Origin of the sequence: Nocardioides carbamazepini, assembly GCF_024614185.1 — a bacterium.
GTDB classification, from domain to species: Bacteria; Actinomycetota; Actinomycetes; order Propionibacteriales; family Nocardioidaceae; genus Nocardioides; species Nocardioides carbamazepini.
Map to the genome: position 1 here is coordinate 729,021 of NZ_JAHTLF010000018.1, position 14,457 is coordinate 743,477.

The 14,457-nt window shown below is 72.3% G+C and carries 12 protein-coding genes; 3 read left to right on the forward strand and 9 right to left on the reverse strand.

Annotation, left to right across the window (positions count from 1 at the left end; all coding sequences use genetic code 11):
• Positions 1 to 86: 86 nt before the first annotated feature.
• Positions 87 to 2,381 (forward strand): MMPL family transporter, encoded by a 2,295-nt coding sequence (locus KVF89_RS22160; RefSeq protein WP_257428725.1) that lies wholly within the window; start codon positions 87 to 89, stop codon positions 2,379 to 2,381.
• A 111-nt stretch (positions 2,382 to 2,492) separates the two neighbouring features.
• On the opposite strand, the gene KVF89_RS22165 is transcribed toward KVF89_RS22160, so the two are convergent.
• The 6 genes from KVF89_RS22165 to KVF89_RS22190 form a co-directional block, all read right to left on the reverse strand.
• Positions 2,493 to 2,972, reverse strand: a complete 480-nt coding sequence (locus KVF89_RS22165; protein WP_257428726.1) for a glutathione peroxidase — start codon at positions 2,970 to 2,972, stop codon at positions 2,493 to 2,495.
• A complete protein-coding gene (locus KVF89_RS22170) occupies positions 2,969 to 3,397 on the reverse strand; it encodes a hypothetical protein (RefSeq protein ID WP_257428727.1) in 429 nt (142 codons plus the stop codon). Before KVF89_RS22170 ends, KVF89_RS22165 begins: the two co-directional genes overlap by 4 nt.
• Before the next feature lie 75 nt (positions 3,398 to 3,472).
• On the reverse strand, positions 3,473 to 4,090 hold the full coding sequence (locus KVF89_RS22175) for a nitroreductase family protein (protein WP_257428728.1): 618 nt from the start codon (positions 4,088 to 4,090) through the stop codon (positions 3,473 to 3,475).
• A gap of 19 nt (positions 4,091 to 4,109) precedes the next feature.
• Positions 4,110 to 4,472 carry a cupin domain-containing protein gene (locus KVF89_RS22180; RefSeq protein WP_257428729.1) on the reverse strand — a complete coding sequence of 121 codons (363 nt, stop codon included), beginning with the start codon at positions 4,470 to 4,472 and terminating at the stop codon, positions 4,110 to 4,112.
• On the reverse strand, positions 4,469 to 6,070 hold the full coding sequence (locus KVF89_RS22185; protein WP_257428730.1) for a N,N-dimethylformamidase beta subunit family domain-containing protein: 1,602 nt from the start codon (positions 6,068 to 6,070) through the stop codon (positions 4,469 to 4,471). The genes KVF89_RS22180 and KVF89_RS22185 overlap by 4 nt, the downstream gene beginning before the upstream one ends.
• Positions 6,067 to 7,473: an APC family permease gene (locus KVF89_RS22190; protein ID WP_257428731.1), complete on the reverse strand. Its 1,407-nt coding sequence runs from the start codon at positions 7,471 to 7,473 to the stop codon at positions 6,067 to 6,069. The genes KVF89_RS22185 and KVF89_RS22190 overlap by 4 nt, the downstream gene beginning before the upstream one ends.
• Positions 7,474 to 7,603: 130 nt before the next feature.
• Here KVF89_RS22190 and KVF89_RS30165 point away from each other — a divergent pair, with 130 nt between their 5' ends.
• Positions 7,604 to 8,266, forward strand: coding sequence for a TetR/AcrR family transcriptional regulator (locus tag KVF89_RS30165; protein WP_273475410.1), 663 nt, complete (start codon positions 7,604 to 7,606; stop codon positions 8,264 to 8,266).
• Between the two features lie 12 nt (positions 8,267 to 8,278).
• Here KVF89_RS30165 and KVF89_RS22200 read toward each other — a convergent pair whose 3' ends face one another.
• Positions 8,279 to 8,962, reverse strand: coding sequence for a GntR family transcriptional regulator (locus KVF89_RS22200; RefSeq protein ID WP_257428732.1), 684 nt, complete (start codon positions 8,960 to 8,962; stop codon positions 8,279 to 8,281).
• A gap of 158 nt (positions 8,963 to 9,120) precedes the next feature.
• On the opposite strand from KVF89_RS22200, the gene KVF89_RS30475 reads away from it, so the two are divergent.
• Positions 9,121 to 10,890, forward strand: coding sequence for a sigma-54-dependent Fis family transcriptional regulator (locus KVF89_RS30475; protein WP_257428733.1), 1,770 nt, complete (start codon positions 9,121 to 9,123; stop codon positions 10,888 to 10,890).
• 11 nt (positions 10,891 to 10,901) lie between these two features.
• On the opposite strand, the gene KVF89_RS22210 is transcribed toward KVF89_RS30475, so the two are convergent.
• Both KVF89_RS22210 and KVF89_RS22215 read right to left on the reverse strand, forming a co-directional pair.
• Complete coding sequence (locus KVF89_RS22210; protein ID WP_257428734.1) at positions 10,902 to 11,915, reverse strand: ABC transporter permease; 1,014 nt, start codon at positions 11,913 to 11,915, stop codon at positions 10,902 to 10,904.
• 2 nt (positions 11,916 to 11,917) lie between these two features.
• The gene (locus tag KVF89_RS22215) at positions 11,918 to 14,437 is read right to left on the reverse strand and encodes an ATP-binding cassette domain-containing protein (protein WP_257428735.1); all 2,520 of its coding nucleotides are present in this window, start codon (positions 14,435 to 14,437) and stop codon (positions 11,918 to 11,920) included.
• Between the last annotated feature and the right edge of the window lie 20 nt (positions 14,438 to 14,457).

Consider the following 14,457-nt stretch of genomic DNA (forward strand, 5'->3'; position numbering starts at 1 on the left):
CTCCTCGCCCCACCAGCAGCACCCTTCCCTCACCCCGACCTGCGCCGGAGACCCCGGTCGCAGTCCAGCTCACCAGGAGACCTGACATGGCCCGCCTGCTCTATCGCATCGGCTCGACCGCCTACCGGCGGTGGCCGTTCTTCATCGCCGGATGGCTGCTGCTCGCCGTCATCGTCGGCAGCCTCGCCGCCGCCTTCTCCAAGCCGATGACCGACGCCTTCTCCATCCCGGGCATCCCGTCCGAGAAGGCGGCGGACATCCAGCAGGAGCTGTTCCCGGAGTCCGGAGACGCCTTCGACGACGCCTCGGTCAACATCGTGGTCGCCGCGCCGGAGGGGCACATCCTGTCCGAGCCGCGCTATCAGACCGCGATCCAGCAGCTGATCGACCAGGTGCCGACGCTGCCGCAGGCCGGCGCCGAGAACCCCGGCCTGGTCGCCCCGGCCGCGGCCCCCGAAGGCACTCCCGCCGCGTTCTCGACGCTCTCCGACGACGGCCGGATCGGCACCATGACGTTCGAGTGGGACGTCGACTCCCCCGCCGACCTGAAGGTCACCTCGGTCGACCAGCTCGAGGAGCTGCTGACCGACACGGCAGAGGAGACCGGTCTGGTCGCCGAGGCCAACGGTCCCGGCATGGCGGTCATGGCACCGCCCGGCGGCACCGCCGAGCTGCTCGGCCTCGGCATCGCGCTGATCGTCCTCGTGCTCACCTTCGGCTCGCTGATGGCGGCCGGCATGCCGTTGCTCAACGCGGTCTTCGGCGTCGGTCTCGGCATGGTCGGCATCACCGCGATGACCGCCGTGATGGACATCGGCTCCAGCACTCCGATGCTCGCAACCATGATCGGCCTCGCGGTCGGCATCGACTACACCTTGTTCATCCTCGCCCGCTACCGAACCGAGCTGCACCACACCGACGACCGCGCCCATGCTGCCGGCATCGCTGTCGGTACGGCGGGCTCCGCGGTCGTCTTCGCCGGCCTGACGGTGCTCATCGCCCTCTCCGCCCTGGCCGTCGTCCAGATCCCGTTCCTGACCGCGATGGGACTCGCCGCCGCCGCGACCGTGTTGATCGCGGTGCTGGTCGCCCTGACCCTGCTGCCCGCGCTGCTCGGCCTGACCAAGTCGAAGTCCTTCGCCGGGCGGGTGCGCAAGTACAACCCGAAGCGCGACGAGCACGGCCGGATCCACAACAACGGCGTGCGCTGGGCGCAGATGCTCGCCAAGGCGCCGGTCGCCTGGGTACTGGGCGTCGTCGTCCTGCTCGGTGCGCTGGCCGCGCCGATCACGCAGATGTACCTCGCGTTCCCGACCGACAGCACCGCGCCGACCGACACCACGCAGCGCCAGGCGTCGGACCTGATGACCGAGGCCTTCGGCCCCGGCCGGGAGGGCCCGCTGCTGGTGGTGGTCGACGGTCGCGACATCGCGAACGACGACGGCCGGCAGGCCGCCTTCGACGAGGTCGTCGCGTGGGCCGCGGGGCAGGACGATGTCGCAAGTGCCGACCTGGTCGCCACCAACGCCCCGCTGGGCGAGGACGGCGCCCCGGCGGGGACCGGCACCGGCGCCATGATCCAGATCGTGCCGTCCTCCGGCCCGGACGAGCCCGAGACCCTCGACCTGCTCGAGGCGCTGCGCGACGGCCAGGGCGCGATCGAGGACGGGACCGACACCGTCGTCGGCGTCACCGGTCTGACCGCGATCACGACCGACGTCTCGGACCGGCTCAACGGCGCCCTGCCGATCTACCTCGCCGTGGTCATCGGCCTGGCGTTCATCCTGCTGGTGCTGGTGTTCCGCTCGATCCTGGTGCCGCTGACCGCCACCGTGGGCTTCCTGCTCTCGGTGCTCGCGACGCTGGGCGCGACGGTCGCGATCTTCCAGGAGGGCGCGTTCGGGATCTTCGAGGGCCAGCCGATCGTGAGCTTCATGCCGATCTTCCTGATCGGCGTGGTGTTCGGTCTGGCGATGGACTACCAGGTGTTCCTGGTGACCCGGATGCGGGAGGCACACGTCCACGGCCTCCCCATGCACGAGGCCGTCGTCGACGGCTTCCGCAACAGCGCCCGGGTCGTGGTAGCGGCGGCGTCCATCATGATCGCGGTGTTCTCCGGCTTCATCCTCGAGGACGACGCCATCATCAAGTCGATGGGCTTCGCGCTGGCGGTATCGATCGTCTTCGACGCCTTCATCGTCCGGATGGTGCTGATCCCGTCGGTGCTCTACCTGCTCGGCGACAAGGCCTGGTGGCTGCCCGCCTGGCTCGACCGGATCCTGCCGAACGTCGACATCGAGGGTGAGTCCCTCGAGCGCGACTCCGCCCCGGTCCACGTCGGCCGCGACCTCGATGAGGACAAGCAGCTGGCCGGCGTCTGACCGACCCGTCGCATCTGAACACCTCAGAGCCACCGACCCGGCGCGTTTGGACGCGCCGGGTCGGTGGCTTTTCGGGAGCGGCGGCAGTCGGCGGTTGCGGCTTCCAGGGAATCAGCCGAGCGCCTTCTCGATGTCGTCGGAGATCTTCGCGGGCTCCGTGGTGGGGGCGTAGCGGTCGAGCACGCTGCCGTCGCGGCCGAGGAGGAACTTCGTGAAGTTCCACTTGATGGCGCCGCCGATCAGCCCGCCCTGCTCCTTCTTCAGCCACTGGTAGAGCGGGTGCGCCTCCTTGCCGTTGACGTCCACCTTCGCGAACATCGGGAACGAGACGCCGTAGTTGCGCTCGCAGAAGGTGGCGATCTCGTCGTCCGTGCCGGGCTCCTGGTGGGCGAACTGGTCGCACGGGAAGCCGAGGACGGTGAAGCCGCGCTCGCCGTAGGTGTCGTAGAGCTCCTGCAGGCCCTGGTACTGCGGCGTCAGGCCGCACTTCGAGGCCGTGTTGACGACGAGGACGACCGTGCCGTCGTACGACGACAGGTCGACCTCCTGGCCGTCGATCGCGGTGGCCTTGAAATCGTGGAGGGACGTCATGCCAGCAGTCTGGCACGCAGCACCCGGGCCTGCAGGAGGACGAAGGCGGCCACGACCAGGGCCTGGGCGACGACCCAGCACCGGCCGATCGGGTCGAGGTCGAACGCTCCGGTGACGGCCACGTCCACCGAGGCGATCACCCAGACGGCGTTGGTCGCGACGATCGCCCAACCGGTGCGGGTCGAGCGCGGGGACCGGGCGTACAGCGCGACGCCGGCGGCGTAGGCCAGCAGGAAGGCGCCGATGCCCCGCCAGGTGCCGGCGCCGCCGCCGAGCAGGTCGGCCAGCGGTCCGGCGACGGCGAGATAGGCGACGGCGTTGCCGCCGGTGACCACCGCGTCGGCCCCGAACCAGAGGCGACGGGACGCGAGGGCCGCGGGGCGGGCGGCAGTGGGTGCGGCGGGGCGGTGGGCGGTGGTGGTCATGCTTCCTCCTCGGTGGGGTTCGATGTCAGAACCCTCGCCCCGACAGCGGTCAGAGGGCCATGACCTCCGAGGTCATCACCGTCGCTCCGCGACCGTCGGTCCGGAGGCCTCGAGACCCGGCCAGGCGACACCCCAAGCGGCGTACGCCGTCTCGGCGAGCGGTCGCCGGTGGCGCTCGCGGTGGTCGCGCTCGGCGTCGCGCTCGGGCACCTCCGCCGGATCGCCGCGCCGGCCGACGGCGATGCCGGCGAGGACCCGCGCGGTGCCGGGGATCCCGAGGCCGGTGGCGACGGCGTCATGGTCGAAGCCACCGAACTGGTGGGCGGCGAGACCCATCGCCTGGGCCTGCAGCGTCAGATGGGCGGAGGCCTGGCCGACATCGTGGGTCGGGATGAGCACATCGCTGAGCTCGACCCCGTCCTGGCCCAGCTGGACCACCGAGAGGAAGACCACCGAGGCCCGGGGCACCCAGCCGGAGTTGCCCCTGCTCAAGTGCGGCACGAGCACCCGGTGCTGCGCGCTCCCGCGCGGAGCGACGACATAGCGCCAGGGCTGCCGGTTGCCCGAGCTCGGCGCCCACTGCGCCGCCTCGAGCAGCCGGCTGACCTCGGCGTCGGTCAGCACGTGCTCGGCGTCGAAGACGCTGGGACTCCAGCGGGATTGCAGCGGCTCGGCGATGTCGACCGGATTCATGGGTCGAGTATCGCGGGTGCTACGGAAGCGCGACGAACACCTTCGTCGACGGCTCGACCGTCTCCCAGGTGCCCGAGAAGCCTTTCGGGACGAAGAACGCCTCGCCGGCACGGAACTCCCGGCGGGCGCCGGTGGCGTCGACCAGGGCGACGACGCCGGTCAGCATCACGCAGACCTCGTCGTAGGGATAGTCCTCGAGCAGCAGCGAGCCCGGCTCGCCGGTCCAGGCACCGCCGTACGGCGCGTCGTCGGCGGCGCCGAACGAGCGCCATTCGGTCTCGCGCCACCCGGCGGAGGCGGTGCCGGGCGCCCACTCCGGGACGACCGGGGTGCCGGATCCCACCGCGATGGTCCGGACGTCGGCGAGGGTCTTGGCGCTCATGCGGGGTCCTCCTGGCCCGCGCCGAAGCGGCGCAGCACGTTGTGGGTGATCTGCTCGGTGAAGGGGTCGGCCTGGATCAGCCCGCTGACCCACTCGGTGCTGCCGGCGTTGAAGAACTCACCCGCGCCGCGGCGGAAGGTGGCGACCATGCCGGCGCCGTACCCGCTCGCGAAGCGCTCGGGGACCTCGTCCCCCCAGACCGCGCCGACGAGCTCCTGCAGCTCGGCGAGAGGTGCGCCGATCGGGACCTCGCCGTCCCAGCGGTCGGTCTCTCCGAGGACGGCGGGCACCATCGCGACGATGCTCAGGTCCTCGGGCGCGCCGTCGGACCCGGTGGCGTAGGGGACGCCGTGCCGGAAGGTGTAGTCGACGCCGTCGACCTCGAACGCCGCGACGCAGATCGGCGCACCGCCGAAGACGTCGCCGTAGTAGAGGTCGGTGCCGGCGAGCGCCCAGTGTTCGGGCCGGTAGACCGTGTACCCGCCGCTGCTGCGCGGCGTGGTCGCGCCGTAGCGGGCGTAGGCGCCGCCGAGACCGGTGAGTCCCATCGTCTCCGCGCCGGGACGGCCGATGAACGGCGCGTCCCAGGCGGTGGTGACCCGGGTCGGGTCGGTGGCCATCATCGGGTCGAGGTGCGGGTCCTTGTAGCAGGCCTGGAGCCGGCCGTCGTCGTCCAGGCGGATCTGCCAGACGTAGTTGCCGGCGAAGCGCGCGACCGTGCCACCGCCGTCGACGAAGCGGTCGACCACGTCGCGCATCTCCCACGACCAGTACTCGTCGTGGCCGACGAGGACCGCGCAGCGGTAGCCGTCGAGCGCACCGGGGTCGGCGTGCAGGTCGTGCTGCGTGAGGTAGTCGAGCTCGTAGCCGTTGCGCTCGGCCCACACCACGAACGGCCGCTCGTACGTCGCCCAGAACGCGTCGCTGTGGTGCCTGCTGTAGCCGTGCGTGATCGCCCACTCGTACGTCGGGTGCCGCGGTCGGTAGCCGGGTCCGGGCGTGGTCGGGTTGGCGTTGCGGGGAGCGCCGCCGGGCAGCCGGAGCATGCCCCGCGCGATCGGGCGCTGAGTGGACAGCACCGGCGCGGGGACGTCGGCGTACGGGTCGTCGCCGAGACCGCGGTAGTGGTTGGCCCCGCCCCAGTCGTTGTAGGCCGTCAGCGTGCCGGTGGTGAGCACCAGGGCCATCGCAGCGCGCGGCTCGGGCGCGCGGACGACGAAGAAGCCCTCCCGCTCGTGGCGGCGCCCGTCCACCTCGGTGCCGACGACGACGAGGTAGAAGCCACTCGGCCAGTCCGGGTCGACCGGGATCCGTACGGCGACCGGCCAGCCGCAGCCCACGGCGTAGGCGTCATCGGGCGTCGGATGCGCGACGCCGGGCAGGCCGCCGGCCGACCACACCTCGACCGGTTCGGCTCCGTCGCGCACCACGCGGACGTCGTACGACGGCGCGGTGGTGTGGACGCTGAGCGCGACCTCCTCGCCGGGCTGATAGCTGTAGCGGTCGGCGTAGCACCAGATCTCCGGCGTCGTCGGGTCGGCGCCGGGACGCTCGACCGGGAAGCCGGGAATCGACCATGCGTAGCGCGCGGCGCTCATCGGGCGGCCACCGCTCCGCGGACCGTGCCCGCGACGAACGCCGCTACCAGCGGCAGGTTGATGAGGAGGTTCTCCCAGCCGCCGAGGCCGGTGAGGAGGCCCATCTTCGAGCAGACGAGGTAGAGCACGACGCCGAGGGCGAGCGTCGCCAGGGCGGGGGCGACCAACCGCTGCCACACGCCCTCCTCGGTGCGGTTGCGGGCGAAGAAGCGGATCACGGCGAGCGAGGTGAGGATCTGCAGGAACAGCACGCCCACGAGCGTGGGGGTGTTGGTCCAGATCACGACCTGCGTATAGGGGTCGAGGTCGGAGAGGCCGAAGCCCACGAGTGCGACGACGACGAGAACCGACTGGACCACGACCGCCCGCGAGGGGCTGCTGTTGGCACCGGTGGTCCCGAGGGAGGCGGGGAGCAGCCGGTCCCGGCCGAGCGCGAAGAGGTAGCGCGCTCCGGCGTTGTGGAGCGCCAGCACGCCGGCCACGAAGCTGGTGACGATGAGGACCTGCATCACGTCGGTCATGAAGCCGCCCAGGTACGCCTGGTTGAGCGCGAAGACGAGCTGCGAGGGATCGCCCGCCAGCGCTGTCGCCAGCGCGCTGGGGCCGATCGCCATGAGCAGGACCCACGAGACGACCGTGTAGGTGAGGGCGAGCAGGGCGACCGCGACATAGGTCGCTCGCGGCACCGTCCGGCGTGGGTCGCGCGCCTCCTCGGCATAGACCGCGGTCTGCTCGAAGCCGATGTAGACCACGAAGGTGATCACGAAGAGCGACCCGAGGACGCTGGCATCCCACCCCGACGGGTCGAAGCCACCGAGCGTCAGGCCCTCCGGTGCCCCCTTTGCGAGCACCGCGACGGCGAGAGCGAGGAGCAGCCCGAGCTCACCGGCAAGCAGCACGGCCAGCACGCGAGCGCCCACGTCGACCCGGCAGTAGGCCACCACCGAGACGATGAGGCCGAGCACGACGGCACAGGCACCCCAGGAGACGTCGATGCCGGCGAGGTCGTCGAGGGTGATGGACGCGAACAGCCCGGCCGCGGCGCAGAACCCGATCTCACCCAGGGTGTAGGCGACGTACGCGACCAGCGCCGAGCCGGCGCCGACCGCGCCGCCCAGACCGCGGGTCACGTAGGCGTAGAACGCACCGGCGTTGCTGACGTGGCGCGACATCGCACAGAAGCCGACCGCGAAGAGCGCGTACACCAGGCCCGCCGCGAGGTAGCCGACCGGCGCCGTCTGGCCGCCCACCAGGAAGGCCAACGGCGCGAAGCCCGCCATGACCGTCAGCGGCGCGGCCGCGGAGACGACGAAGAAGACGAGATGGCGGGCACCGACCGCATCGCTGCGCAGCGCCCCGGTCGTCGTCGTCGGCGGCGGCGGCGGCGGTTCGGTCAGGGACATCGGCTCTCCTCCGGACTTTGTCTATCGATCGATAGGCTGAGGCATCACTGTAGGTTCCCTACGGCGGCTTGTACAGGGCTTGCCTATCGATCGATAGACTTCGCTCACCCGAGCTCGGAGGAGGGCAGGCATGGCGCGGTCCAAGGTGACGCCCGAGCAGATCCTGCGCGAGGCGGCGCGCCTGTTCGCGACCAAGGGCTTCCACGGCACCTCGACACGCGAGATCGCCGACGCCGTCGGCGTGCGGCAGCCGTCGCTGTTCCACCACTTCGCGACCAAGCACGACATCGCCCGCACCCTGTACGAGTACGACTACGCGCGGTCCCCCGGCCTCCAGGGAGTGCGCGAGCTGCCCGACGGGGCTCCTCCGTCGGTCGAGTTCTACCACTCGGTGCGGCGCGAGATCCTGGTCGAGATGACCAGCGCCTACGACCTGCGCGGGCTCTACCTCAGCGCGCTCATCGACGAGCCCGAGTTCCGGCAGTGGCGCATGGCGTACGACGCCGCGATGGCGCGGTCCCGTGCCGTCATCGAGAAGGGTGTCGCCGACGGCGAGTTCGTCGCGACCCGGGTCGAGGTGGTCATCGAGATGCTCGACGCGACCATCAACCAGGCCGTGCGCTGGTCCGGCGACCAGAGGGACCGGTCCATGCCGGACGACGTCGCGGTCGTCGCCCTGCGGATGGTGCTCGCGCGCCCGAGTCGCATCCCGTCGATCCGCCGGCAGGCGGACCGCCTGCTCGACGCCGCCGGCACACCGTGGCCGGAGGCGCTGGCCGCCCTCGACGACTGAGCCGTCCCTGGCTCAGCGGTCCACGGCTCGTGCGGGCGCCCTCCGCCTCTCGTACTCGGCCACGGCCAGCTCGCCGGCGCGCGTGATGTGGGCCGAGCAGGCCTCCCGGGCGCCGGACGGATCGCGGCGGACGGCGGCGGCGTCGACGATCCGGCGCAGCTCCGCGAGCGAGAGACACACTCGCTCGTCGTCGGTGAAGGCGAAGTGCCGGAACATGCCGATCCTCAGGTGGATCCGCTCGACGTTCTCGCGCAGGACGTCGTTGTCCGCTCCCGAGAGCATCCGCTCGTAGAACTCGTCCTTGAGCGCGATGCGGGTGGCGAGGTCGCCCGGGACGAACTCGCGCTCCATCCGCTCGAGATGGGCGACGAGTCCGGCGGCCTGGTCATCGCTCGCGCGGGCGGCGAAGCGCTCCCCCATCAGACCCTCCAGGCAGGCGCGCACCTCGTACATCGCGATGATGTCGCACCGGCTGAGGACGGTCACGATGGCGCCGCGGTTGGGCAGCAGCGTGATCAGGCCCTCCGACTCCAGCTGGCGCAGGGCCTCGCGGACCACGGTCCGCGAGACGCCGTAGCGCTCGCACATCATCGGCTCGGCCAGCCGCTGGCCCGGCGCGAGCTCGAGCTGGAGGATGTCCTGGCGCACGGCGCGGACGACCTCCTGACGTACCGGCGCGGCCGGAACCGTGATCATCGCCTTCTCCCCTGTGACGGCCCGCAACCGCAGGCCCCTTGATCGTATGACGGTATGACGATTATGGTGACGGTCGTCACGGCTGTCCATCTCGGGCCGTTGCCGCCCGCTCAGGACCGGGCGGCCGGACGCCTGGACATGGCGAGGAGGAGGCTGTCGTGCCGGACCGGTCCGCACCCGACGCACTGGCGGCTGCGAAGGACGCGGTGCTCAACGAGACGCCGGCGACCGCCGCTCCGGCGCCGGCCCTGGTCGACTCGTGGCGGCGCTCCCGCGACGCGCTGGGCGTTCCCTCCAACGTGCGCGACGTCCCGCACGTCGGCGAGGAGCTGCTCGACGCGCACCTGCTCGAGATGATGCGCAGCCCGCTGCAGCGGTTCGCGGACACTCTCGACGGCACCGGCCTGGGCCTGCTGCTGTCCGACGCCAACGGCCGCATCCTCGAGCGCTGGGTCGGCGACCGGGCCGCGAGCGCGCACTTCGACAAGGTGGGCACCTTCCGTGGGTCGGTTCTGTCCGAGGAGTCCGTGGGCACCAACGGCGTGGGTACGGCGCTCGCCACCCGCGCCCTCGTGCAGGTCCGTGGTGCCGAGCACTTCGCCGACTTCTACCAGCGCGCGGTGTGCACCGGCGCTCCTCTCCTGCACCCGATCACCGGTTCGACGCTCGGCTCTGTGACCCTGTCGTCCGAGATCAGCCCCGGCACCGCGCTGCTCCGGCCGCTGCTCCAGACGATCGTCGACCGGCTGCGCCAGCACATCCTGGACGTCGAGACCCCGGCGTCCCGCCAGGCGCTCGAGGGCTTCATCCAGGCCGTGCGTCGCTACTCCGAGCCGGTCGTCGCCGTCGGCCACAACGGCCTCGTGATCCAGAACGCCCTCGCCAGCAAGCTCAGCCCCGCCCAGCTCCAGGAGATCCAGGAGGCCTGTCGCGAGGCGGGTGCCCCCCAGGGCGCGCCCACGCTGGTGACCACGAACAGCCTGCAGCTGGAGCTCACCACCCTCGCGGAGGACAACCACGTGGCGGTGGTCCTCACCTCCGCTCCCCGGACGAGCACGAGCACCGGCAGCAACAGCAACGCCGGCAGGACGCCGCCGGCGCCCCTCCCCGGGCTCGGCCTGGTCGGCCGGACCCCCGAGTGGCTGTCCGTGCTGCAGCAGGTGGCCCGCGCTCGCGAGGAGGACGGCCCGCTCGTCATCGCGGGAGAACCCGGGGCCGGCAAGATGTCGATCGCGACGGGGCGGGCCTGGAGCGTGGCCGGCTCCGCGGACGGCTCGCCGGACGTCGTGCTCGACGCGGCGGAGAGCCACGTCATCGGCGTGCAGGCCTGGCTGGCCGGCGTCGCACAGCACCTCACCGGCTCGCGGCGGCTGGTCGTCCACGGCGCCGAGACGCTCGATCCGGCCGCCCTGGCCGGGCTGCGCTCGCTGCTGGCCCATGCGAGCGCGGCGCCGCCGGTGGTCGTCACGGTCTCGGCCAGCGACCAGACCGAGGCGGAGACCCTCGCCGTGCGCCTCGGCGGCGGCCGCGTCGTCTGGGTGCCGCCCCTGCGCGAGCGTGCCGCCGACCTGCCGGAGCTGTGGAACTCGTTCGCACGGGTGCTGGCACCCGGCGCGGGGATGGTGCTCCGGCCGGAGGCGCTCAACCTGCTCCGGGGCCACCAGTGGAGCGGCAACCTCACCGAGCTGCGGCTGCTGGTCTCCCGGCTCGCGCGGTCCGGCAAGACCGGGCCGGTCGGCATCTCCGACCTGCCGGGCGCCCTGCGGGAGAGCACCCCGGGCCTCAGCCTGATCGAGCAGGTCGAGGTCCGCGCGATCCGGCAGGCGCTGCAGGAGGCCGGCGGCAACCGCGCCCGTGCCGCCGAGATCCTCGGCGTGTCCCGGGCGACGGTCTACCGCAAGATGAAGACCTACCGCCTGATCGGCTGACCGGCGAGGCGTCAGGCCGGCACCGCGACCGCGCGGTCGACCGCGCGGCGGCGCCAGACCTCCACGGCCAGCGGCACGACCACCCGGGCCAGTACGACGACCAGCAGCACGGCGGCCTGCGCGATCAGCTGGCGCGAGTCCGACCAGCCGAGCGCGCGCAGCAGCTGACCGAGCTGGGTGAGGAACAGGGCGGCGACGCCGGAGGCGACCACGCTGGCCACGCCACCGGTCAGCGCCGTCCCGCCGAGGACGACCGCGGCGACGGTCGGCAGCAGGTAGGAGTCGCCCAGGAACAGGGGCGGGGTCTTCGTGTAGCCGGCCAGCAGGACCCCGGCGACGCCGTAGCAGGCTCCGGCGCTCACGTAGGCGAGCAGCTGGTAGCGCCCGACCCGGATGCCGATGACCTCGGCGGCACGGGGGCTCACCCCGACGGCCGTGAGTCGCCGTCCGCTGGTCGAGCGTCCGACGACCAGGCCGACGACTCCGACGATCACCACGGCGACGAGCACCGTGTTCGGTACGCCGAGCGTGCGCTCGAGCGCGAACTGGTTGAGGGCGGGCGCGGCCCCGGCCGGCGTACCGTCCGCGACGGCGAAGACCACGCCCAGGAGCACCGCGTTGAGGCCGAGGGTCGCGATCAGCGGGATCACACCGAACCTGGTGACCAGGACCCCGGTGACGAGTCCCGCCGCGGCCGGGCCGAGCACGCCTGCGACCACCGCAAGGGCCAGCGGCCACCCGTGCTGCTGGGGGAGGGCGGTGCACAGCACCGCGCCGAGCGCCAGCATGCCCGGCACGGACAGGTCGAGGCCGCGCTGCTGCACGACCAGCGTCTGCCCGGCCGCGGCGATGGCCAGCACCGCCGCGAAGGGCAGCATGCTGAGCAGCGGCGCCGAGCCGAGACTGCCCGGGGCGACGAGCGGCGAGAGCCCGAACAGCAGCGCCGTGGCGATGACGATGGTGGCCGGGCCGGCGGTGAGGAGCCGGCGACCCAGCTCCCGCACCGTCGAGGTCGTGGTGTCCATGCTCAGGCCTTTCGGGCGTGCTGGAGGCGGCCGAAGAGCACGGCCGCGGCGAGGATGACCAGACCGGGAAGCAGGTAGCTCCAGGCCTGGGGGAGCTGCAGGAAGGGCGAGGCCGACAGGAGCTGCTGCACCAGCAGCCCCGCGGCGAGCACCCCGACGAACGAGCCGCGACCACCGAACACGCTGGCGCCGGCCAGCACGACGACGGTGATCGACGAGAGCGTGTAGCCCACTCCGGGCCGCCCGTCGCCGATCCCGATCTGCGCCATCAGCAGCACCGAGGCGGCGAAGGTCAGCGCACCGGCGAGGACGTACGCCCCGAGCTGCACACGCACGGTCCGGACGCCGATGTTCTCGGCTGCCTCTCGGCGCGATCCGGTCGCGCGCAGAGCCAGCCCCCACCGGGTGCGCCGTAGTGCCACCTCGAGGGCGAGCGCGGCGACGGCCGCCCCGAGGATCGCCACCGGCAACGGCCCGATCCGCGCCATCACCTGGGTGGAGAGGCCCTCCGCGACGATGCCGCCGGGCACCTCCCGCAAGGTCAGGTACAGGCCCTGGAGCGCCATGAAGACGGCCAGCGTCGCGACAACCGCGTCGATGCCGAGGACGGCCACGAGGACGCCGTTCACCAGCCCGATCCCGAGCCCGGTCAACGCCATGAGCAGCAGGCCGACCGCCGGGTTGCCGCCGTCGACGACCCAGAACGAGCCGACGACCACGAGCAGTCCCATCTGCGGACCGACCGACAGGTCGATGCCTCCCGTCAGCACCACGAGATGCTGTGCGGCTCCGACGAGAACGAGCGGGGCCGCCATGAAGAGCAGGTTGTAGACGTTGAACGACGAGAAGTACGACGCGTTCTGGGCGCCGACGACGAGGCCGAGGAGGGCCATCACGCCGACGAGGACCGCCGCCGGAGCGTGGTCGCCCCCGGCCAGCCGTCTCCAGCCCGATCGGCGGTCGGGCGCGCTCTCCGCGCGTGCGCGCACCGTCGTGGCCGTCAGCGCGGCGTGCGCGATCGCCTCCTCGGTGACCTCCGCGCCGGTGAGCTCCTTGACCACGTGGCCCCGGGACACGATGAGCACGCGGTCGCAGAGCCCCTCGAGCTCGACACCGTCGGAGGAGAGCACCACCACGGCAGCGCCCGTGTCCGCGATCGAGCGGAGGATGCCGTAGATGTCGACGCGGGCACCGGCGTCGACCCCCTGCGTCGGCTCCTCGGCGAGCAGCACGTCGGGGTCCGCCAGGACGGTGCGCGCCATCACGACCTTCTGCTGGTTGCCGCCGGACAGCGAGGCGACCGGGGTGCCCACCGAGGGGGTCTTGATCCCGAGCGCCGCCCGCTGCTCCTCGGCCCGGGCGTCGACGGCGCGGTCGCGCACCAGGCCTGCTGTGCTGACCCGCCCGAGCGTCGCGGCGACCACGTTGTCCGCGACCGACAGGGGCAGGAAGAGGCCTTCCTCGTGCCGGTCGGCGGGCACGTGCACGACCCCTGCCCGACGGGCCACGGCCGTGCTGCCGCGGGAGACGGGCCGCCCGTCGACGAACACGGTTCCGCGGCTCGGCTCGAGCCCCGCGATGGCGCGCAGCAGCTCTGCCTGCCCGTTGCCCTGCACGCCCGCCAGCCCGACGACCTCCCCCGCCCGGACGGAGAAGGACACGTCGTGGAACCGCTCGCCCGACAGCCCCTCCACGACGAGCTGTTCGCGCGAGCCGACCGTGCCGACGACGGACCCCTTCGGCGGGAAGACCGTCTCCAGGGCCCGGCCCACGACCAGCTCGACGACCTGGTCCTCCGAGACCGTCGCCGCGTCGTACACGCCGCGGGTACGCCCGTCGCGCAGCACCGTGATCCGGTCCGCGATCTCCTTGACCTCCGGTATCCGGTGGGAGATGTAGACGACCGCGGTCCCGTCCGCGACGATCTCGCGCAGCCGGCGGAAGAGCAGCCGCACCTCGTCCAGGCTGAGGTGCTCGGTCGGCTCGTCGAGCACCAGCACCTTCGGCCGCAGGGCCAGTGCCTTCGCGATCTCGATGACGAACCACTGCTCGATCGGCAGGTCCCGGACCCGCGCCCGCGGGTCGATCTCCATGCCCCACGGCGCCAGCTGCTCCCGGCTCCAGGACACCGCGCCGCGGACGCCGGACGCGGCGAAGCCGACTCCCAGGACCATGTTCTCGGCGACGGTCAGGTCCGGCAGGAGCGCGGGATGCTGGCGGACGATGGCCAGGCCGAGCTCGCGGGCCCGGTCGGGAGAGGCGTCGGCGAGCTCCTCACCGAGGATCACGATCCGGCCCTGGTCGGCGGCCAGCGCCCCCGAGGCGATGGCCATCAGGGTCGACTTGCCCGCACCGTTCTCACCCACCAGCGCATGCACCTCGCCGCACGCGACGGTGAGGTCGACGTCGGCCAGGGCGGTGACGACGCCGAAGCGCTTGCCGATGCCGCGCAGCTCGAGGGCATGGGACACCGGGGCCGGCGTCGTCCGCGGGCTCGGGGCGGGCTCCTCACGCACCGTCATGGCGGTGCCTCCCTCCGTGC